Origin of the sequence: Bradyrhizobium sp. BR 1433, from assembly GCF_051547665.1 — a bacterium.
GTDB classification, from domain to species: Bacteria; Pseudomonadota; Alphaproteobacteria; order Rhizobiales; family Xanthobacteraceae; genus Bradyrhizobium; species Bradyrhizobium australafricanum.
Window position 1 is genome coordinate 1,135,758 of record NZ_JBPUGG010000001.1, and the last position, 20,189, is coordinate 1,155,946.

Sequence of the window (20,189 nt, forward strand, 5' to 3'; positions counted from 1 at the left end):
CCTAGCTTCAACCTAGCATAGAGAACTCTCAGCCCGCCAGCCACCAGGTCTGGATCGTCGCCGCGAAATTGTTCAGCCCGTGCAGCAGGATGGTCAGCCAGGTCGATCCGGTGCGGAAGCGCAAATAGCCGAACAGGAGGCCGATCGTCAGCACCTGGCAGAGGAAGAACCAGTCGTACTGCAGGTGCATCACCGTCCAGACGATCGACGACAGCAGGATCGCGCCATAGGGTCCGAGCGCGGATTCCGACCAGCCGCGGTAGAGCCAGCCGCGCGCGAACAGTTCCTCCCAGAGCGGCGCGGCCACGGCGAAGGCGATCACCAGGAGCCACAGCGCGCTGTGCTCCTGCGCCGATTTCAGCACGTCGCCCATGAAGCCCGGCGACACCTCGCGGCCGGCGGCGCGGGACACCATGTCCCAGGCTCCGACCAGCACGACGAGCGCGACGACGCCGATGATCACGTTCTTCCACGACGTCCCGCGCAGCCCGAGGTAATCGGCGAACGGGATCCGGGTCCGGCGGATCGCGAACCACAGCACCAGCAACACCATCGGCAGGCCGGCGAGGACCGAGAGCGAGATCGTCAGGCCGTCGGCGACCACATGGGTGATGCCGGCCGTCGACACCTCCCCGCCCTGCGCGACGATGCGCCAGACGATGACCGTGACCTGGCCGACGAACATCGCGGCGAAGATCAACAGGCCCCACAGCGCGGTGCCCCAGAATTTCCAGACCCGCGGGGGGAGCGGCGGCGGTTCGATCGCGGCAGTCGCGTCTTGCGGCGTGAGAGAATCCATCAGCGAACCTCGGCTCTATCAATTCGTCATGGCCGGGCTTGTCCCGGCCATCCACGTCTTTCCTTGCCCTGTCGAAGCAAAGACGTGGATGCCCGGCACAAGGCCGGGCATGACGGTGGTCAATGTGGTCATGGCAGCGCCCGCGCAAGCAGCGCGCGCTGATCGGCATCGGATAAGTCCACCGCGCCGTACATGCCGGCGTGGCGTTCGGCAAGCCGTGTCACCGCGAACAGTTCGGCGTTTTTCGGCGAGACCTGGTTGAGCGCCGCGGTTGCCGCCAGGAGCGCCAGCTGCTCGACCGCAAGCCGCGCGACGCCCTCGCTGTCCGGCCGCCGGAACGACTGCCCGATCGAGGCAACGGCCTCGGCGGCGCCCGGCAGGCCCTTGGTCTCCTCGGCGAGCGCGCGCAGCACCGCGAGTGCGGCGTCACCCTCGCGGCCGAGCGCGCGCAGCACGTCGAGGCACATCACGTTGCCGGACCCCTCCCAGATCGCGTTGACTGGCGACTCCCGGTAATGGCGCGCCAAAATGCCTTCCTCGACATAGCCATTGCCGCCGAGGCACTCCATCGCCTCATAGAGGAAGCCGGGCGCGCTCTTGCAGGTCCAGTATTTGATCGCCGGCGTCAGCAGCCGCATATAGGCGGCCTCGCCCGCATCGGCCGGCGCGCGATCGAAGGCACGGCAGAGCCGCATCACCAGCGCGATGGACGCCTCGACATGCAGCGCCATGTCCGACAGCACCGCCTGCATCAGCGGCTGGTCGGCGAGGTGTTTCTGGAACACGCTGCGGTGCCGCGCGTGATGGAGCGCATGCGCCAGCCCCGAGCGCATCAGGCCGGCGGATGCGATCGCGCAATCCTGCCGCGTCAGCTGCACCATCTGGATGATGGTGCGGATGCCCTTGCCCTCCTCGCCGATCAGCTCGGCATAAGCGCCGTGGAATTCGACCTCCGACGAGGCATTGGAGCGGTTGCCGAGCTTGTCCTTCAGGCGCTGGAAGTGGATCGCGTTGACCGTGCCGTCGGACGCAAAGCGCGGCATGAAGAAGCAGCTCAGCCCATTCATGGTCTGCGCCAGCACCAGGAAGGCGTCGCACATCGGCGCCGACATGAACCATTTGTGCCCGGTGATGCGCCAGGCCCCGCCGTCGCGCTCGGCGCGCGTCATGTTGGCGCGCACATCCGTGCCGCCCTGCTTTTCCGTCATGCCCATGCCGAGGGTCATGCCGCGCTTGGTCCACCACGGCGCAAAGGTGGGATCGTAGGCGCGCGTTCCGATCACCGGCATCGTCTTCGCCAGAATGTCCGGCTGCGAGGCCAGCGCCGCGACCGAGGCGCGCGTCATCGTGATCGGGCAGAGATGGCCGGTCTCGACCTGGGAAGCGATGTAGAACTTTGCCGCACGCACCACCTCGGCCGCTCCGCCGGCCGGCTTGCCGTCGGCGCTCCAGGTCGAGTTGTGCACGCCGGCATGCGCGGAGTGCGCCATCAGCTCGTGATAGGCCGGGTGAAACTCGACCTCGTCGCGGCGATTGCCCCTGGCATCGAACAGCCGCAGCTTCGGCGTGTTCTCGTTGGCGATGCGGCCGCGCTCCGCCATGGCAGCGGATCCCCAATGCTTGCCGAAATCGGACAGCTCAGCCGTTGCCCCCGCCCCGCCATTGGCAGCGACCGCCGCGGCGAGCGGCGCATCCACCGTGAACAGGTCGACATTTTCGAACGGCGGCGATTGGTTGAAGACGTCGTGGGTGGCAAACGGAGCCTGCGTCATGGTCTCCTCGGCAACTGGTCTGCACGCATGCGGCCTGGACAACCGGCCTCTTCCGGCCGGGATCACGGGCCAGCCGCGGCGCAATGGAATCGGAGGATCATAAGCCTGCGAGCCGACGCGGGGCAGCGAAAAGTACACGTCCGCTGGATGCTTCCATGCTTTAGATGCTTGCGCGCTTGGGCGCATGGCGGCCGAGCCAGCGGTCGACCCAGTCATTGACGCGGGTCCGGTTCGCCTCCTTCCTGGAAGCCTGGACAGGAAAAATGTCGCCGCTGCTCAATTGCCGGTTATCGGGATAGGCCGCCAACTGCAGGTTGGACTCATGCGCGGCGCCGTCCACCGGCGAGATGTAGGCAAACCGGATCTCGATCTTGTGCTTGATGTCGGCGCCGTGCCACTTCGGATGATGGCGTGCCAGCAGCTCGGTAAGCTCGCACGGCAACAGATCGGAGGTCGAGCTTCGCGACCCCTCGGTCTTCTCCATGTAGCATTGTTCCTTGACGCTGCTGACGCGCGCATCGATCGGCCGGAAGTTCAACCGCTTGTCGAGCTCGCTATAGACATAGAAGCTCGCGACGGCGACAGCGATCATAGCGTAGAGGCCAAGGCGCATGGTTGTGCTTCCGTCCTGTCGAACCGCGGCGGTCAGATCGAACGCGTCTTGTCCGCCTTGGTCTTGGAGGCAAGGACGGGAAACACGTCCCCGGCGCGCAGCGGCTTGCCGTTGGGGAAGTAGGACATCTGCAGGCTCGACTGGTGGGTGGCCCCGTCGACCGGCGAGACATAGACGACCTTCACCTCGATCTTGTGCTTCACGTCATAGCCCTGCCACTTGGGATGCTCCCTGCGCAGCAGCTCGGCAATCTCGCAGCGAGTCAGATCGGAGGTCGACGTCGTCTTGGTGATGACCCCGCGCTCGACCTTTTCCAGATAGCATTGCTCGCTGACGCCGCTGATGTGGGCATCGACGCGCTGATAATTCGCGCTCTTGTCGTGTCGATCGTAGATCAAGACTCCGGCGACGCCGACGACAACAATTGCAATGGCTGCGAAACGCATGCTGCATGCTCCCGTGTTGCCCGCACTTCATACGGCCACAATTAAGGAGTGTTGAAAGTGCGCTCGGCTACTTTTGCGATGGCAAGCGTCGTCTTGCGAAAATGTTTCGGATTTGAGGAAAATCCTGCACTAGAGCTTCGGTTCTGATTGAATCAGAATCGAAGCTCCAGTCTCTTGTTCTGACGCGCTTTCTTCACGCGAACCGGCGTCCATTTCGCTCGAAAACGCGCTACCGCGCCCGGACGATCGGGAAGTCGTAAGCCGGCCGGCCTGCCCGCGGCAGCGAAAAGTGCCACCATTCCTTGGCATAGTTCGCGAACCCTTGCCGGGCCATCGCCGCGACCAGCATGGCGCGCCAGCGCCTCTGCGCAGGCGTGATCGAGCCCGTCGCGGTGTGGGCCTTCAGGTCGGAACAATCGTAACCGGTGCCCATGTCGACGCTGCCCTCCGGAGCGCGCGTGGCGGCTGGCGCGGTGCAGTCGGCATAGTCCCTGGCCGGATCGAACTTGCGCGAATTGTCGGCGCCAAGATCGACCAGCGTGAGATCGACCGCGGCCCCTGTCGAATGGCCCGAATGGGTGGCGATGTAGCCGAGGCGGAACAGGTCCGCCTTCGAAAAGGCCGGGTTGTAGCGCCGCTCGGCGACGGTCTCGGCGCCGTTCTTCGACCATGCCACCATGTCGGCGACAGCGCGGGCCGGCCGGTAGCAATCGAACATCTTCAGCGACAGTCTTTGCCGGGCCAGTTCTTGCTGCACGGCCTTGAGCCGAAGCCCGACCTCCCGCTTCACCACGCATTCCGCCGCGCCATAGCCCGCGAGCGGCCGGCCCATGAAATTGTTCGCGCCGGCGTAGCGGATGTCCTGGATGATGGTCGGGTCGATGTCGCGGAGGAACGCGAAGTCGCCGGGCAAGTTCTGAGCGAAGGCAGGCGAGATCGCCCCCGGGATCAACGCGATGGTCATCCATGCGATCACGACAATTTTCACGAGGTCTCGCTCCGGCGTCGCGGCCGGGTATAGCCCGTCAGGAGGACGGCGTCGCGGCCGCTCCGCCTATGCCCGGCCATCCACGTCTTGTTCCGGAAACCCCCGCAAAAGCAAGGCGCGGATGTCCCGCGGCGAGCCCCGGCAGGACCGCCGAGAAGGCGGCGACATCTTACTCGGGGAAACTCCCGCGAGCCCTCTTCGCGCTTGCCCCACCGGCCATCCGCGCCTATAGCTCTCGCTTTAATGACCCCATCATTGAAATCGACTTTTGTCCTCGGTCACCGGCATCTGCTGGGCATCGAGGGCCTTTCCGCTGACGACATCACGGGCCTGCTCGACCTCTCCGAGGAGTATGTCGAGCTCAACCGCCAGGTCGACAAGAAGCGCGCCAGCCTGCGCGGCCGTACCCAGGTCAATCTGTTCTTCGAGGCCTCGACCCGGACCCAGTCCTCGTTCGAGATCGCCGGAAAACGCCTGGGCGCCGACGTCATGAACATGTCGGTGTCGTCGATGTCGACCCGCAAGGGCGAGACCCTGATGGACACCGCGGTGACGCTGAACGCGATGCACCCGGACATCCTGGTGGTACGCCACCACGCCTCCGGCGCGGTCGAACTGCTGGCGCGCAAGGTTGACGGTTCCGTGATCAATGCCGGCGACGGCAGCCACGAGCACCCGACCCAGGCGCTGCTCGACGCGCTGACGATCCGCCGCAACAAGGGCCGGCTCGAGGGGCTGACGATCGCGATCTGCGGCGACGTGCTGCATTCGCGGGTGGCGCGCTCCAACATCTTCCTGCTCAACACGATGGGCGCACGCGTCCGCGTGGTGGCCCCCTCCACCCTGCTGCCGCCCGGCATCGAGCGGATGGGCGTCGAGGTCGCGCGCGACATGCGCGAGGGGCTGAACGGCGCGGACATCGTGATGATGCTGCGGCTGCAGCGCGAGCGCATGAACGGCTCCTTCGTGCCGTCGTCGGGCGAGTATTTCCACTATTTCGGCCTCGACCAGAAGAAGCTCGGCTATGCCAAGCCGGATGCGCTGGTGATGCATCCGGGCCCGATGAACCGCGGTGTCGAGATCGACACCTTCGTCGCCGACGGCGCGCAGTCGCTGATCCGTGAACAAGTTGAAATGGGTGTGGCAGTGCGCATGGCGGTGCTGGAAGCGCTCGCCCGCAACCTGCCAAACGCGTGAGACCGATGCTGACCGACCGCCGCCCCATCCTGCTCGCCAACGCCCGCGTCATCGATCCGTCGCGCGATTTCGACGGTCCGGGCGATGTCCTGATCGCCGACGGCGTGATTCGTGACGCCAAGCGCGGCATCGGCGCCGCCGGCGTCCCCGAAGGCACCGACGTCGTCAATTGCGCCGGCAAGATCGTGGCCCCCGGCCTGATCGACATGCGCGCCTTTGTCGGCGAGCCCGGCGCCAGCCACCGCGAGACTTTCGCCTCCGCCAGCCAGGCCGCCGCGGCCGGCGGCATCACCACCATCATCTGCCAGCCCGACACCTCGCCGGTGATCGACAATTCGGCGACGGTCGACTTCGTGCTGCGCCGGGCCCGCGACACCGCGATCGTCAACATCCATCCGATGGCGGCGCTGACCAAGGGCATGCAGGGCCAGGAGATGACCGAGATCGGCCTGCTCAAGGCCGCCGGCGCCGTCGCCTTCACCGACGGCGACCGCAGCGTCACCAACGCCCAGGTGATGCGGCGTGCGCTGACCTATGCCCGCGATTTCGACGCGCTGATCGTGCATCACACCGAGGACCCGCATCTGGTGGGCGAAGGCGTGATGAACGAGGGCGAATTCGCCACAAGGCTCGGCCTCGCCGGCATTCCCACCGCGGCCAAGTCGATCATGCTCGAACGCGACATGCGGCTCGCAGGCTTGACCGGCGGGCGCTATCACGCAGCCTCGCTGACCTCGATCGAGTCGCTGGAGATCCTCAAGCGCGCGCGCGACGCCGGCCACAATGTCTCGGCCTCGGTCTCGATCAACCACGTGACGCTGAACGAGAACGACATCGGCCCCTACCGCACCTTCCTCAAGCTGGCGCCGCCGCTGCGCACCGAGGAGGACCGCAAGGCGCTGGTCGCAGCGCTGGCCTCCGGGCTGATCGACGTCGTGATGAGCGACCACAATCCGCAGGACGTCGAGGTCAAGCGGCTGCCGTTCGCGGAAGCGGCGAGCGGCGCAGTCGGCCTGCAGACCATGCTGCCGGCGGCGCTGCGGCTGATCCACAATGGCGAGATGGACTTCAAGACGCTGATCCGGGCGATGTCGACACGGCCGGCGGAGCTGCTCGGCCTGCCCGGCGGCACGCTGCGCGCGGGCGCGCCGGCCGACGTCATCGTGATCGACGCCGACACGCCCTGGGTCCTCGACCGCGACGATCTCAAATCACTGTGCAAGAACACGCCGTTCGACGACGCCCGCTTCTCGGGCCGCGTGACGCGGACGATCGTCGGCGGACGGACCGTTTACGAGCACGTCTGAAACTGGGGTGGAACTTAGCGCGACGCGAGTTGCGACATCGCTTCCATCGTTGTGCCAACGACGATGGCCGCGACGTAAACGACAAAGAAAAACTGCTCCAGCCGCCTGCGAACAGAAGCCATGATAAGCTCCCTCATTACCAAGGCCATGGTGCGGATTTATGGTTAATATTTCATTGACGGCACTGCCCCGTTCGGGCCGGACCGCTCCAGGGAACCACTGCGATGTCTGCTGATGGGCTGCTGCCGCTCGCCTTCCTGATCGGCTACCTGCTGGGCTCGATCCCGTTCGGCATGGTGCTGACGAGGATGGCCGGCACGCAGGATCTGCGCACGGTCGGCTCGGGCAATATCGGCGCCACCAATGTGCTGCGCACCGGCCGCAAGGGCCTCGCCGCGGCGACGCTGCTCGGCGACATGTTGAAGGGCACCGTCGCCGTCATCATCGCCGGCACCATCGACGGCCCGAACGCGGCGATGCTGGCGGCGCTGGGGGCTTTCCTCGGCCACCTCTTCCCGGTCTGGCTCAAGTTTCGCGGCGGCAAGGGTGTCGCGACCTATCTCGGCGTGCTGCTCGGCCTGTTCTGGCCGGCGGCGCTGATCTTCGCCGTGATCTGGCTCGGCACCGCCTACACCACGCGCTACTCGTCGCTGTCGGCGCTGATCGCCGCGTTCGTGACGCCGCTGTTCCTGTGGTGGTTCGGCCATAACGCGCTCGCCTCGCTGTTCGCCGTGCTGACGCTGCTGCTGTTCTACATGCACCGCGAGAACATCCAGCGCCTGCAGGCCGGTACCGAAGGCAAGATCGGCGAGAGGAAGTGACGTATGTCATTCCGGGGCATCGCGCAGCGATGAACCTCAGGTGCGCAATTGCGCACCGGGGAATCCAGAGGTTGTGGCGCGAGATTCCGGGTTCGATGCGGCGCATCGCCCCGGAATGACTAGGCCTACCGCTTCAGCGCGTCCTCGACAAAGCTCGCGGCCGCCAGCGCCTTCGCGTCGTCGCCAAACCCCGCGATCACGGTGACGCCGACCGGCAATCCGCCCTCGGCGGTCAGTGTCGGCACGTTGACGCAGGGCACGCCCATCAAGGTCCAGAGCCGGTTGTAACGGGGATCGCCGGTCGACGCCAAACCCTCGGGTGCCGCGCCCGGTGCCGACAGCGTCAGCAGCACGTCGACCTCGGTGAGGATCGTGGCCAGCGCCAGCCGTGCGCGCAGCGTGACGTCCATTGCAGCGTCGTACTCCGCCGGCGTGCCGCCCTTGCTCTCGTCGAGCCGGCCGCGCAGCAGCGGCGGCATCGCATCGTAGTTCTGGCCGTATTCCCAGGCGAACGACTGATGCGCCTCGAACTCCTGCACCACTGGATGGATCCGCCACGCCTCCGCGACGACCTCGGGCACAGCGAGATCGTGCACGGTTGCACCGGCCTGCTCCGCCGCACGCGCGGCCTTCTGCAACGCCTGCGCGCCGGAAGGTTCAGGCGAACCGGCGAAGGCCTGCGTCACGACGCCGATGCGCGGCGCGGAAACCTTCGACGGCACCACCAGCTCAGGTCGCCTGGTCATCGCAGCGAGCCCCAGCGCGACATCGCGCACGCCGGCGCCGAACAGCCCCACCGTGTCGAGCGTCCAGGAGAAGCATTTCACGCCGACGGTCGGCAGCAGCCGGTAGCTCGGCTTGATCGCGGCGACGCCGCAGAACGAGGCCGGCCGGATCACCGAGCCGCCGGTCTGCGTGCCGAGCGCCAGCGGGATCATCCCGGCGGCGACCGCGGCGGCCGAGCCCGACGACGAGCCGCCCGGCGTGTGCGCGTGATTGTGCGGATTGAGCGTTGCGGTCGGATCGTTCGCCGCGAATGCCGTCGTCCTGGTCTTGCCGATGATCGTGGCGCCGGCCTGCTTCAGCGCCATCACGACCGGAGCGTCGGCGCGCGGCTGATGCCCGCGATAGATTGCGGCGCCCATCTCGGTCGGGAGTTCAGCGGTATCGATGATGTCCTTGATGCCGACCGCAGTCCCGCGCAGCGGCCCGGCCTGTTGCGCACGCGCCTTCTCGTCGAGGCGGACGAAGGCGCCGATGGTTTTGTCCTGCGCCGCGATGGCGTCCCGCGTCTGCTTGATGGCGGCATCGGTGGACAATTCGCCGGAGGCGATGCGGCGTTGGAGATCGGCAAGCGAAATCATCGGCGGACTTCCTGTTTCTTGACGGTTTTTGGCGGCTTCTTGCCAAGCGCTTTTAGCGCGTCGCGCGCGGCTGCGCCAATGTCGCAGTTGATCACAATCTCAGGTTGGGCGAAGCTGGGCCCCGTATGCATGACCGCTCGCCCAGCCCTCCAAAACTCACCGACACCGAACGGCTCAACCGCCTGCGGCTGATCCGCTCCGACAATGTCGGCCCGCGCACCTTTGCATCGCTGCTCCGCCATTTTGGCGATGCGGCGCACGCGCTGGAGCGCCTACCTGACCTCGCGCGCCGCGGCGGCGCCTCCGGCCCCGGGCGGATCTGCAGCGAGGCCGACGCCGCCGCCGAGCTCGCGGCCTGCCGCAAATTCGGCATCGATCTCGTCGCGCCGGAGGAAGCGCACTATCCGGCGCGGCTTGCCACCATCGACGACGCGCCGCCGCTGCTTGCCGTGCGCGGCGCGCGCGATACCCTGACGCGGCCGATGATCGCGATCGTCGGCTCCCGCAATGCCTCCGGCGCCGGGTTGAAATTTGCAGGCACCCTGGCGCGCGATCTTGGCGATGCCGGCTTTGTCGTGATCTCGGGCCTCGCCCGCGGCATCGATCAGGCAGCGCACCGCGCCACCGTTGCCAGCGGCACGGTCGCCGTGCTCGCCGGCGGCCACGACAGGATCTATCCGCCGGAGCACGAGGATCTGCTGGCCGCCCTGCTCGAGCGCGGCGCGGCGATCTCGGAGATGCCGCTCGGCCATGTGCCGCGGGCGCGCGACTTTCCCGTCGCAACCGTTTGATCTCGGGCGCCTCGCTCGGCGTCGTGATCGTCGAGGCCGCGCATCGCTCGGGCTCGCTGATCACGGCGCGGATGGCGGCCGAACAGGGCCGCGAGGTGTTCGCAGTGCCGGGTTCGCCGATCGATCCGCGCGCCGCCGGCGCCAACGACCTGATCAAGCAAGGCGCCACCTTGGTCACCGAAGCCGCCGACGTCATCAGCGCGGTGACGCCGATCATGGAGCGGCCGGTGATGCTTGGCGCGCGCGAGGACGACGAGCCGCTGGACTTTGCCACTGATAGCGGCGATCGCGCCCGCATCATCGATCTGCTCGGGCCGAGCCCGATCAGCCTCGACGATCTGATCCGGATGGCCGACGTGTCGCCGGCCGTTGTCCGCGCCGTGCTGCTCGAGCTCGAGCTCGCCGGCAGGCTCGAACGCCACGGCGGCGGGCTGGTGTCGAGGATCTAGCACGGGCTTGCGCCGGCCTCCCCGTCATTGCGAGGAGCGACAGCGACGAAGCGATCCATCTCCCCGCTCGCGGCGCGATGGATTGCTTCGCTTCGCTCGCAATGACGCGGATGGAACTGGCTGCTTAACCATCGCTGTTGCGCGCATCGAAGTCGTTTCGTGCGCCTTCGATCTCCGGCAGATGCGCGAACGCCCACTGGCCGAGCGCCTTCACGGGTGCCGCCAGTCCGCGGCCGAGATCCGTCAGCTCATAGTCGACCCGCGGCGGGATGGTCGGAAACACCGTACGCGTCACCAGGCCGTCGCGCTCCAGCCCGCGCAGCGTGAGCGTCAACATCCGCTGCGAGATGCCATTGATCATGCGCTTCAACTCGTTGAAGCGCTTCGGCCGTCGATCAGCATCATGATCACGAACACGCTCCATTTGTCGCCGACCCGCGCCAGCACGGAGGCGACCGCGCGGCAATCGCTGTGGTCGGGGCTGGGCCGCGGCGGCGGAGCAGTCACATCGATGTTCTCGGGTCTCATATCTGTGCTCGGGTTTCAAAAATGTGCGTTCTTGCGGAGATTTAGGACGGTCACTCATATAGCGCCAGTTACAAACCTATACCAAAGGTGACCCCTGCCATGAAACTTCTGCACATCAATTCCTCGGTCCTCGGCCCCCACTCCGTCAGCCGCCAGGTCTCCGCCGCCGCCGTCGAGCGACTGCGCCAGGCCAATCCCGGCCTCGTCGTCAGCTACCGCGACCTCAGCCAGACCCCGCTCGCCCACCTCTCCGGCCTGCATCTCGCCGCCAGCCAAGGCGCGGCGCCGGACCCGTCGGTACGCGACGACATCGCGACCGGCCAGGCGGTGCTGGACGAGTTCCTCGCCGCCGACATCGTCGTGATCGGCGCGCCCATGTACAATTTCACGATTCCGAGCCAGCTCAAGGCCTGGATCGACCGCATCCTGCGTTGCGGCAAGACCTTCAAGTATGGCGCCGGCGGCGTCGAGGGACTGGCCGGCAACAAGCGCGTCATCATCGCGATCTCGCGCGGCGGCTATTACGGCGCCGACACGCCGATGGCCGCGCTCGAGCACCTCGAGACCTACCTGCGCGGTGTGTTCGGCTTCATCGGCGTCAGGAATGTTGAGTTCATCCCCGCCGACGGCATCCAGGATCGGCCCCGAGCATCGCGAAAAGGCGGTTGCGGGCGCGCTGCAGGCCGCCGGTAGCCTGAACGCAGCCTGATGTGATTCAAAGCGCCTGCCGTCGCTTGGCGGCGGCAGGCCGTTCAGGTGGAGGAACTCAGAACCAGACGCCCTGTATGCCGAGGATGACGGCGACCAGCGAAATCAACAAGCCGATGCCGGAGAACAGCGCGACCGTCACGAACTGCGTCGTATCTGAACTTTCGGATGCGGGCGAAACCGGGATCGACGTCGAAATGCGGGCTGCTTTCGGCATGGCGGCACTCCAAATGATTCCGTGGTGAAAAATTCCCCGCCCAATCAGGAGTCCGGGCAGTACGCCAAAGGTTCAATGCGCGCGATGATAGTCGCAAGCGAAACCGGCCGGTATGAAACGCTTCACACCGGCCGTTCGATACAATGAGAAATAAACCAGAGCGTTTTCGAGCGAAGTGGATACCGGTTCGCGTGAAGAAAACGCGTCAAAATAAAACCAGAGCCGCGTTCCAATTCGATCGGAACGGAAAGGCTCTATCCGCGATAGATCGGCGCGCCCGCCGGTGATGCCGTTGCACCGCCATCGATGAACAGCTCCTGCCCTTGCACATGCGCGGCGTCGTCGGACGCCAGGAACAGCACGGTCTTTGAAATGTGATCGGGCTCGCCGATCCGCCCGAGCGGCGTGGTCTTGCCGATCCGCTGCTCGAAGATCTTCTCGGCCTCGGGCGTCGCGATCGCCGCGCCCCAGATCGGCGTGCGCACCGCGCCCGGCGCCACCACGTTGACGCGGATGTTGCGCGGCGAGAATTCTGACGCCATCACCCGCGCCATCGCGCGCACGCCGGCCTTGCTCGCGGCATAGGCCGAGTAGCCGGGATTGCCGAGCACGGAGATCACCGAGCCGTTGAGAATGATCGATGCGCCGTCGTTGAGGTACGGCGCGACCGCCTGCACCGTGAAGAACACGCCGGTGAGATTGGTCCGGATCACATTCTCGAATGCGGCCAGCGTGGTGCCGCCCACCGGCGTCTGGCCGGGAATGCCGGCATTGGCGAACAGCACGTCATACTTGCCGAACTTCTCGGCGCCCTGCTTCACCGCGGCTTCCAGCGCCGCGACGTCGGTGGCATCAGCCGCCACCGCGAGCGCGCTCGGCCCGAGTTCCCTGGATGCCGCCGCAAGCGTCTCCTTGTTGCGCCCTGTGATGACGACCTTGGCGCCCTCCGCCACGAACAGCTTCGCTGTCGCGAGCCCGATGCCGCTGTTGCCGCCGGTGATCAACGCCGTCTTGTTCGCCAGTCTCATGTCCGCCTCAGTTGGTTGCATTATTAAACCTGATTGCTTACGTACGGCATCAGGTTTAATATGCAACCCGCGCAAGACCGTGATGAGCCAATTCCCGGAGACGCGTGGTGAAACGAACCAGCCTTGCAGGCGACAGCTGTCCGGTGGCGCGCGCACTCGACGTATTCGGCGACTGGTGGTCGCTCCTGATCATCCGCGACGCCAGCCTCGGCCGGCGCCGCTTCGGCGAATTCCAGGCGAGCCTCGGGCTTGCCAAGAACATCCTTGCCACACGGCTGCGCACGCTGGTCGAACGCGGCATCCTGAAGACGGTCCCCGCCTCCGACGGCAGCGCCTATCAGGAATATGTCCTGACGCCGAAGGGCCACGGCATCTTTCCGATCCTGGTCGCGCTGCGGCAATGGACCGAGGAATTCGACGAGCATCCGGACGAGATCGCGACCATCCTGGTCGACCGCGACAAGGGCAAGCCGGTGAAGAAGCTCGCGCTCTATTCGCAGGATGGACGCGTGCTGGGTGCCGCGGATACGACGCTGAAGCCGCGGCCTGCAGCGAAGCGCGCGCGGCGCCTCGTGAGTGCGTAGGACGGGTGTTGCTGGTACGACACGACGGGCAACTCACCAAAAACTTGTCAATCCTCGCCCGCGAAAATATTTCGCTTTATCCGAATGCGTCTCGCGTCGCGAGGATGCGGATGTATGACTTCACATACGACGACCCATATTGGGTGTCGTCCCTGCGAAAGCAGGGACCATAACCACAAATGCGGATTGTTGAACGATGCTGGGACGACGAGTCCCGTTCTCAACACCCGCCGCGGCGTATGGGTCCCGGCCTTCGCCGGGACGACGGCGGTGGATGTGGCGCGAGCTAGCGTTCTTCCTTTCTCCAGGAAGGGTCGCAAATCACGACTTCTGTTTCGCCGCACCGCGCTGTTTGACATCTTGAATTGCGGTCCATCCCCACCGTCGTCCTGGCGAAAGCCAGGACCCATTACCCAAAATGAGAGTTGTTGCGCGACGCTGGGGCCGCGATCCCGTTCATGATCAAATGCGGTGGTTATGGGTCCTGGCTTTCGCCAGGACGACGGCCGACCCTGCTTCCCGTAACGCCCCTCACGACAGCTTCCTCCGGTTGCGCGAGCGCAGCTGCTCGTCGGCCTCCAGGCGGGCCATCGCGAACAGGCGGTCGAGGACTTCGAGTTTGTGGCGCCGGGCGAGTTTGGCGAGTTAGGTCGCGGCGCCTGCGATCAGGACCAGGGCGTCGTCGGGGCCGCCTTCCCCAGCCGTCTCGTCGCCCGCCGGTCGCCGCCCGCCGGACGCCTTGCGCTTCCGGCCGCCCCCTGCGCTGCTCAAAAGGCCTAATCCAATTCCCACGCTATATATAAAGAGATAAGCCCTTTCCGGCCGCAACTCTAGGACGCATTTTGCAACCCTTGGGATAGAAACTCCACAGCTTGGCGCCTCCCTTCAATATCTGGCGATTTGACAGGGACCGCCCCAGCACCCATGTTCGCCCCGACACGGCGGGCCGCAAGTCTAGCGGAACCCACCTTCAAGTTTTCCCGTAAGCTATTGGAATGACATGAATATCGTCATTGTGGAGTCGCCGGCCAAGGCCAAGACGATCGACGAGTATCTGGGGTCCTCCTACGAGGTCCTGGCGTCGTTCGGCCATGTTCGCGACCTCCCGGCCAAGAATGGTTCCGTCGATCCCGACGCCAATTTCCAGATGATCTGGGAGGTCGATGCCAAGGCCGCGAGCCGGCTCAACGACATCGCCAAGGCGCTCAAAGGTGCCGACCGTCTGATCCTCGCAACCGACCCCGATCGCGAGGGCGAGGCGATCTCCTGGCACGTGCTGGAGGTGATGAAGGAGAAGCGCGCGCTGAAGGACCAGAAGGTCGAGCGCGTGGTGTTCAACGCCATCACCAAGCAGGCCGTCTCCGAGGCGATGAAGGCGCCGCGCCAGATCGATGGCGCGCTGGTCGACGCCTATATGGCGCGCCGTGCGCTGGACTATCTGGTCGGCTTCACCCTCTCCCCCGTGCTGTGGCGCAAGCTGCCCGGCGCCCGCTCCGCCGGCCGCGTACAATCGGTCGCGCTGCGGCTGGTCTGCGACCGCGAGCTCGAGATCGAGAAGTTCGTGCCTAAGGAGTACTGGTCGCTGGTCGCGACGCTGCTGACGCCGCGCGGCGACGCTTTCGAGGCGCGGCTGGTCGGCGCCGACGGCAAGAAGATCGCACGGCTCGACATCGGCTCCGGCGCGGAAGCCGAGGATTTCAAGAAGGCGATCGAGGCCGCGCTGTTCAAGGTCGCGACCGTCGAGGCCAAGCCGGCGCGGCGCAATCCGCAGGCACCCTTCACCACCTCGACCCTGCAGCAGGAAGCGAGCCGCAAGCTCGGCTTCGCGCCGGCGCACACCATGCGCATCGCGCAGCGGCTCTATGAGGGCATTGACATCGGCGGCGAGACCACCGGCCTCATCACCTATATGCGAACCGACGGCGTGCAGATCGCACCCGAAGCGATCACGCAGGCGCGCAAGGTCATCGGCGAGGACTATGGCAACGCCTACGTGCCGGACGCCCCGCGCCAGTACCAGGCCAAGGCCAAGAACGCGCAGGAAGCGCACGAAGCGATCCGCCCGACCGATCTGTCGCGTCGCCCGGCGACCATCGGCCGACGGCTCGATGCCGATCAGGCGCGGCTTTATGAATTGATCTGGAAGCGCACCATTGCGAGCCAGATGGAGTCGGCCGAGCTCGAGCGCACCACCGTCGACATCGAGGCCAAGGCCGGCTCCCGCGTGCTGGAATTGCGCGCCTCCGGCCAGGTCATCAAGTTCGATGGTTTCCTCGCGCTCTATCAGGAAAGCCGCGACGACGAGGAGGACGAGGATTCGCGCCGCCTGCCCGCGATGAGCGAGGGCGAGGCCGTGAAGCGCCAGAGCCTCGCCGTCACCCAGCATTTCACCGAGCCGCCGCCGCGCTTTTCGGAAGCCTCGCTGGTGAAGCGGATGGAAGAGCTCGGCATCGGCCGCCCCTCGACCTACGCCTCGATCCTGCAGGTCCTGAAGGACCGCGGCTATGTCAAGCTCGAGAAGAAGCGGCTGCACGGCGAGGACAAGGGCCGCGTCGTGGTCGCGTTCCTGGAGAACTTCTTCTCGCGCTACGTCGAATACGACTTCACCGCCGATCTCGAGGAGCAGCTCGACCGCATCTCCAACAACGAGATCGCCTGGCAGCAGGTGCTGCAGGATTTCTGGCGCGGCTTCATCGGCGCGGTCAACGACATCAAGGACCTGCGCGTCGCCGAGGTGCTCGACGCGCTCGACGAGATGCTCGGCCCGCATATCTATCCGCCGCGCGCGGATGGCGGCGACGTCAGGCAATGCCCGACCTGCGGCACCGGCCGGCTCAACCTCAAGGCCGGCAAGTTCGGCGCCTTCGTCGGCTGCTCGAATTATCCAGAATGCCGCTACACCCGTCCGCTCGCGGCCGACAGCGCCGAGAGCGCCGACCGCGTGCTCGGCACCGATCCCGACACCGGCTTCGATGTCACGGTGAAGGCCGGCCGCTTCGGCCCCTACATCCAGCTCGGCGAGCAGAAGGATTACGCCGAAGGCGAGAAGCCGAAGCGCGCGGGCATTCCAAAGGGCACCTCACCGACCGATGTCGATCTCGAACTGGCACTGAAACTGCTGTCGCTGCCGCGCGAGATCGGCAAGCATCCGGAAACCGGGCAGCCGATCACCGCCGGCCTCGGCCGGTTCGGGCCGTTCGTCAAGCACGAGAAGACCTATGCCAGCCTCGAGGCCGGCGACGAGGTCTTTGATATCGGGTTGAACCGCGCCGTCACGCTGATCGCGGAGAAGATCGCGAAGGGCCCGAGCGGCCGCCGCTTCGGTGCCGATCCCGGCAAGCCGCTCGGCGATCATCCGACGCTCGGCGCGGTCGCGCTGAAGAACGGCCGCTACGGCGCCTATGTCGCGGCGGGCGGCGTCAACGCGACGATCCCGAGCGACCGCACCCCCGACCAGATCACGCTCGCCGAAGCGATCGCGCTGATCGACGAGCGCGCGGCCAAGGGCGGCGGCAAAAAGGCCAAGAAGGCCAAGGCGGAAAAGCCCGCCAAGGCGAAGAAAGCCAAGTCCGAGGCGACCGAGACTGACGGCGACGGCGAGGCCAAGCCCGCCAAGAAGGCTGCGTCGAAGAAAGCCGCGGCGAAGCCGAAAACGGATGCGACCAGCAAGGCGCGCGCGCCGGTCGCCTCCGGTGCCAAGACGTCGCCTGCAAAATCATCGGCACCAGCGAAAGCGCCCGCGAAGAAAAGCGCCGGCAAGGCACGAGGATAAGTGAAACGAAAACCCGACCATGGCTTTCCGGGCCGGGACGCCATCGTCGCCTTCATCCGCGCCAATCCAGGCAAGGTCGGCACCCGCGAGATCGCGCGCGAGTTCGGCCTGAAGAACGCCGACCGCGTCGAGCTGAAGCGGATCCTCCGTGAGCTCGCCGACGACGGCACGATTGCCAAGCGCGGCCGCAAGATCCACGAGCCGGCGGCGCTGCCACCGACCCTGCTCGCCGACATCACCGGCCGCGACAGCGACGGCGAGCTGATCGCCACGCCCGCCGAGTGGGACTCGGACGAGAACGGCACCGCCCCGAAAATCCGTATCGAGACGCCGCGGCGGCCGAAGCCCGGCACCACCGCCGGCGTCGGCGACCGCGCGCTGCTGCGCGTCGAAGTCACGGACGAGCAAGACGGCACACCCTATCGCGGCCGCGTCATCAAGGTGATCGATCACGGGCGCACCCGGATCCTCGGCATCTTCCGTCGCAATCCCGATGGCGGCGGGCGCCTGATCCCGGTCGACAAGAAGCAGGCCGGCCGCGAGCTCAACATCGCCAAGGCCGACAGCGGCGGCGCCGAAGACGGCGATCTCATCAGCGTCGACCTGATCCGCACCCGCGGCTACGGCCTCGCCTCCGCCCGCGTCAAGGAGCGGCTCGGTTCGATCGCCAGTGAGAAGGCGATCAGCCTGATCGCGATCAACACCCACGATATCCCGCAGGTGTTCTCCACTTCTGCGCTGCGCGAAGCTGAAGACGCCAAGCCCGCAACCTTGCAGGGCCGAGAGGACTGGCGTGACGTGCCGCTCGTCACTATCGATCCGCCGGATGCCAAGGATCACGACGACGCGGTGCATGCGGAAGTCGATCCCGATCCGAACAACAAGGGCGGCTTCATCGTCCATGTCGCGATCGCCGACGTCGCCTTCTATGTGCGGCCCGGCTCGGCGCTCGACCGCGACGCGCTGCAGCGCGGCAACTCGGTGTATTTCCCTGATCGCGTCGTGCCGATGCTGCCCGAGCGGATCTCCAACGATCTCTGCTCGCTGGTGCCGGGCGAGCCGCGCGGCGCGCTCGCGGTGCGCATGGTGATCGGCGCCGACGGCCGCAAGCGCTCGCATACCTTCCACCGCGTGCTGATGCGCTCGGCTGCGAAGCTACATTATGCGCAGGCGCAGGCCGCGATCGACGGCAGGCCCGATGACACGACGGGCCCTATCCTCGATCCGATCCTGAAGCCGCTGTGGTCGGCCTACGAGCTGGTCAAGCTTGCACGCAACGAGCGCGACCCGCTCGATCTCGATCTGCCCGAGCGCAAGATCCTGCTGAAAGCCGACGGCACCGTCGATCGCGTGATCGTGCCGCAGCGGCTCGACGCGCACCGGCTGATCGAGGAGTTCATGATCCTCGCCAACGTCGCCGCGGCCGAGATGCTGGAGAAGAAGGCGCTGCCGCTGATCTACCGCGTGCACGACGAGCCGAGCCAGGAGAAGGTGCACAACCTGCAGGAATTCCTGAAGACGCTCGACCTGCCCTTCACCAAGCAGGGCGCGCTGCGTCCCACGCAATTCAACCGCGTGCTGGCGCAGGTTGCCGGCGAGGACTACGAGCCGCTGGTCAACGAGGTGGTGCTGCGTTCGCAGGCGCAGGCCGAATACTCCGCCGAGAATTACGGCCATTTCGGCTTGAACCTGCGCCGCTACGCGCACTTCACCTCGCCGATCCGCCGCTATGCCGATCTGATCGTGCATCGCGCGCTGATCCGCGCGCTCGGGCTTGGCGAAGGCGCCTTGCCGACCGATGAGACCGTGGAGACGCTCGCCGAGATCGCCGCGCAGATTTCCGTCACCGAGCGCCGCGCGATGAAGGCGGAGCGCGAGACCACCGACCGCCTGATCGCACATTTCCTTGCCGATAAGGTCGGCGCCTCGTTCCAGGGCCGCATTTCCGGCGTGACGCGATCCGGCCTGTTCGTGAAGCTCGACGACACCGGCGCCGACGGCCTGATCCCGATCCGCACCATCGGCAGCGAATATTTCAACTACGACGAAACCCGCCACGCGCTGATCGGCACGCGCAGCAACACCATGTATCGGCTCGGCGACGTCGTCGATGTGCGTCTGGTGGAGGCCGCGCCGATAGCGGGCGCGCTGCGGTTTGAGTTATTATCCGATGGTCAGGCAATTCCGCGCGGCAGAAAACGCGACAGCGTAAGGGCCGAGCGCCGTGCCGCCGGATTTGGCAATGGACCGAAAGGATCAGGCAAGAAGGCGCACAAGGAGCGGAAATCGCGCAAGAAGGATCGCAAGCCGGCGCAGCAGAAGTCCGGCAAATCGAAGCGAGGCAAGTCATGGAAGTGACACCACCGACAGTGGTCTGGACTCGCGAGGCGGCCGAGCCCGAGAAGCGCGACGTGTGGAGCGCGATGAAGCGCGGGTTCCGCTGCCGCTGTCCGCGCTGCGGAAAAGGCAGACTGTTCCGCAAGTTTCTCAAATGCGACGGCCATTGCCCGGTCTGCGACCTCGACTTCACGCCGCATCGCGCGGACGATCTGCCTGCCTATCTCGTCATCGTTATCGTCGGCCATATCGTGGTACCGATGGCGCTGTGGATCGAGACCAATTATTCGCCGCCGGTGTGGCTGCAACTTGCGATCTATCTGCCGTTCACGCTGTTCGCATCGCTGGCGCTGTTGCAGCCGGTGAAGGGAGCCGTGATCGGCTTGCAATGGGCCCTGCGCATGCATGGCTTTGACGAGAATCCCCCTAGCGACATCCCGCCGGTCTAGCTAAACCGGGCCGCAAGAA

The 20,189-nt window shown here is 66.0% G+C and carries 15 protein-coding genes and 3 pseudogenes; 9 read left to right on the forward strand and 9 right to left on the reverse strand.

Annotated features, from left to right (window positions below; translation table 11 throughout):
• Positions 1 to 28: 28 nt before the first annotated feature.
• The 5 genes from ACSKB9_RS05790 to ACSKB9_RS05810 form a co-directional block, all read right to left on the reverse strand.
• Positions 29 to 799 carry a CPBP family intramembrane glutamic endopeptidase gene (locus ACSKB9_RS05790; protein WP_076834453.1) on the reverse strand — a complete coding sequence of 257 codons (771 nt, stop codon included), beginning with the start codon at positions 797 to 799 and terminating at the stop codon, positions 29 to 31.
• Between the two features lie 128 nt (positions 800 to 927).
• Positions 928 to 2,571 carry an acyl-CoA dehydrogenase family protein gene (locus ACSKB9_RS05795; RefSeq protein ID WP_438071967.1) on the reverse strand — a complete coding sequence of 548 codons (1,644 nt, stop codon included), beginning with the start codon at positions 2,569 to 2,571 and terminating at the stop codon, positions 928 to 930.
• Between the two features lie 160 nt (positions 2,572 to 2,731).
• Positions 2,732 to 3,184 carry a hypothetical protein gene (locus tag ACSKB9_RS05800; protein WP_438071968.1) on the reverse strand — a complete coding sequence of 151 codons (453 nt, stop codon included), beginning with the start codon at positions 3,182 to 3,184 and terminating at the stop codon, positions 2,732 to 2,734.
• 32 nt (positions 3,185 to 3,216) lie between these two features.
• Positions 3,217 to 3,630, reverse strand: a complete 414-nt coding sequence (locus ACSKB9_RS05805) for a hypothetical protein (protein WP_438071969.1) — start codon at positions 3,628 to 3,630, stop codon at positions 3,217 to 3,219.
• A 229-nt stretch (positions 3,631 to 3,859) separates the two neighbouring features.
• Complete coding sequence (locus ACSKB9_RS05810) at positions 3,860 to 4,594, reverse strand: M15 family metallopeptidase (protein ID WP_438080080.1); 735 nt, start codon at positions 4,592 to 4,594, stop codon at positions 3,860 to 3,862.
• A 267-nt stretch (positions 4,595 to 4,861) separates the two neighbouring features.
• On the opposite strand from ACSKB9_RS05810, the gene ACSKB9_RS05815 reads away from it, so the two are divergent.
• The 3 genes from ACSKB9_RS05815 to plsY all read left to right on the forward strand — a co-directional run bounded on the left by ACSKB9_RS05815 (position 4,862) and on the right by plsY (position 7,943).
• The gene (locus ACSKB9_RS05815; protein WP_026192854.1) at positions 4,862 to 5,815 is read left to right on the forward strand and encodes an aspartate carbamoyltransferase catalytic subunit; all 954 of its coding nucleotides are present in this window, start codon (positions 4,862 to 4,864) and stop codon (positions 5,813 to 5,815) included.
• Between the two features lie 5 nt (positions 5,816 to 5,820).
• A complete protein-coding gene (locus ACSKB9_RS05820) occupies positions 5,821 to 7,122 on the forward strand; it encodes a dihydroorotase (RefSeq protein WP_438071970.1) in 1,302 nt (433 codons plus the stop codon).
• Between the two features lie 224 nt (positions 7,123 to 7,346).
• A complete protein-coding gene (plsY, locus tag ACSKB9_RS05825; protein WP_076834465.1) occupies positions 7,347 to 7,943 on the forward strand; it encodes a glycerol-3-phosphate 1-O-acyltransferase PlsY in 597 nt (198 codons plus the stop codon).
• Positions 7,944 to 8,068: 125 nt separating this feature from the next.
• Here plsY and ACSKB9_RS05830 read toward each other — a convergent pair whose 3' ends face one another.
• Positions 8,069 to 9,307, reverse strand: coding sequence for an amidase (locus ACSKB9_RS05830; protein WP_438071971.1), 1,239 nt, complete (start codon positions 9,305 to 9,307; stop codon positions 8,069 to 8,071).
• Positions 9,308 to 9,432: 125 nt separating this feature from the next.
• Between ACSKB9_RS05830 and dprA the strand changes: the two are divergent.
• A pseudogene (dprA, locus tag ACSKB9_RS05835) lies at positions 9,433 to 10,547 on the forward strand (DNA-processing protein DprA).
• Positions 10,548 to 10,671: 124 nt separating this feature from the next.
• On the opposite strand, the pseudogene ACSKB9_RS05840 reads toward dprA, so the two are convergent.
• Positions 10,672 to 11,075, reverse strand: a pseudogene (locus ACSKB9_RS05840) (winged helix-turn-helix transcriptional regulator).
• A 99-nt stretch (positions 11,076 to 11,174) separates the two neighbouring features.
• Here ACSKB9_RS05840 and ACSKB9_RS05845 point away from each other — a divergent pair.
• A pseudogene (locus ACSKB9_RS05845) lies at positions 11,175 to 11,784 on the forward strand (FMN-dependent NADH-azoreductase).
• A gap of 57 nt (positions 11,785 to 11,841) precedes the next feature.
• Here ACSKB9_RS05845 and ACSKB9_RS05850 read toward each other — a convergent pair.
• Positions 11,842 to 12,000, reverse strand: a complete 159-nt coding sequence (locus ACSKB9_RS05850; protein WP_092078167.1) for a hypothetical protein — start codon at positions 11,998 to 12,000, stop codon at positions 11,842 to 11,844.
• A 254-nt stretch (positions 12,001 to 12,254) separates the two neighbouring features.
• Positions 12,255 to 13,028 (reverse strand): SDR family NAD(P)-dependent oxidoreductase, encoded by a 774-nt coding sequence (locus ACSKB9_RS05855; protein WP_438071972.1) that lies wholly within the window; start codon positions 13,026 to 13,028, stop codon positions 12,255 to 12,257.
• 104 nt (positions 13,029 to 13,132) lie between these two features.
• Between ACSKB9_RS05855 and ACSKB9_RS05860 the strand changes: the two genes are divergently transcribed.
• From ACSKB9_RS05860 to ACSKB9_RS05875, 4 genes are all read left to right on the forward strand, one after another.
• Positions 13,133 to 13,612, forward strand: a complete 480-nt coding sequence (locus ACSKB9_RS05860; RefSeq protein ID WP_438071973.1) for a winged helix-turn-helix transcriptional regulator — start codon at positions 13,133 to 13,135, stop codon at positions 13,610 to 13,612.
• Positions 13,613 to 14,612: 1,000 nt separating this feature from the next.
• Positions 14,613 to 17,384, forward strand: a complete 2,772-nt coding sequence (gene topA / locus ACSKB9_RS05865) for a type I DNA topoisomerase (protein WP_438071974.1) — start codon at positions 14,613 to 14,615, stop codon at positions 17,382 to 17,384.
• Complete coding sequence (gene rnr / locus ACSKB9_RS05870) at positions 17,385 to 19,742, forward strand: ribonuclease R (protein WP_438071975.1); 2,358 nt, start codon at positions 17,385 to 17,387, stop codon at positions 19,740 to 19,742.
• Positions 19,733 to 20,170, forward strand: coding sequence for a DUF983 domain-containing protein (locus ACSKB9_RS05875; protein WP_018271985.1), 438 nt, complete (start codon positions 19,733 to 19,735; stop codon positions 20,168 to 20,170). Before rnr ends, ACSKB9_RS05875 begins: the two co-directional genes overlap by 10 nt.
• Positions 20,171 to 20,189 lie beyond the last annotated feature (19 nt).

Excerpts from the sequence above, each read along its gene's own strand:
- ACSKB9_RS05790 (WP_076834453.1), bottom strand. The coding sequence starts at position 799 with ATGGATTCTCTCACGCCGCAAGACGCGACTGCCGCGATCGAACCGCCG.
- ACSKB9_RS05795 (WP_438071967.1), bottom strand. The coding sequence starts at position 2,571 with ATGACGCAGGCTCCGTTTGCCACCCACGACGTCTTCAACCAATCGCCG.
- ACSKB9_RS05800 (WP_438071968.1), bottom strand. The coding sequence starts at position 3,184 with ATGCGCCTTGGCCTCTACGCTATGATCGCTGTCGCCGTCGCGAGCTTC.
- ACSKB9_RS05805 (WP_438071969.1), bottom strand. The coding sequence starts at position 3,630 with ATGCGTTTCGCAGCCATTGCAATTGTTGTCGTCGGCGTCGCCGGAGTC.
- ACSKB9_RS05810 (WP_438080080.1), bottom strand. The coding sequence starts at position 4,594 with ATGACCATCGCGTTGATCCCGGGGGCGATCTCGCCTGCCTTCGCTCAG.
- ACSKB9_RS05815 (WP_026192854.1), top strand. The coding sequence starts at position 4,862 with ATGACCCCATCATTGAAATCGACTTTTGTCCTCGGTCACCGGCATCTG.
- ACSKB9_RS05820 (WP_438071970.1), top strand. The coding sequence starts at position 5,821 with ATGCTGACCGACCGCCGCCCCATCCTGCTCGCCAACGCCCGCGTCATC.
- plsY (WP_076834465.1), top strand. The coding sequence starts at position 7,347 with ATGTCTGCTGATGGGCTGCTGCCGCTCGCCTTCCTGATCGGCTACCTG.
- ACSKB9_RS05830 (WP_438071971.1), bottom strand. The coding sequence starts at position 9,307 with ATGATTTCGCTTGCCGATCTCCAACGCCGCATCGCCTCCGGCGAATTG.
- ACSKB9_RS05850 (WP_092078167.1), bottom strand. The coding sequence starts at position 12,000 with ATGCCGAAAGCAGCCCGCATTTCGACGTCGATCCCGGTTTCGCCCGCA.
- ACSKB9_RS05855 (WP_438071972.1), bottom strand. The coding sequence starts at position 13,028 with ATGAGACTGGCGAACAAGACGGCGTTGATCACCGGCGGCAACAGCGGC.
- topA (WP_438071974.1), top strand. The coding sequence starts at position 14,613 with ATGAATATCGTCATTGTGGAGTCGCCGGCCAAGGCCAAGACGATCGAC.
- ACSKB9_RS05875 (WP_018271985.1), top strand. The coding sequence starts at position 19,733 with ATGGAAGTGACACCACCGACAGTGGTCTGGACTCGCGAGGCGGCCGAG.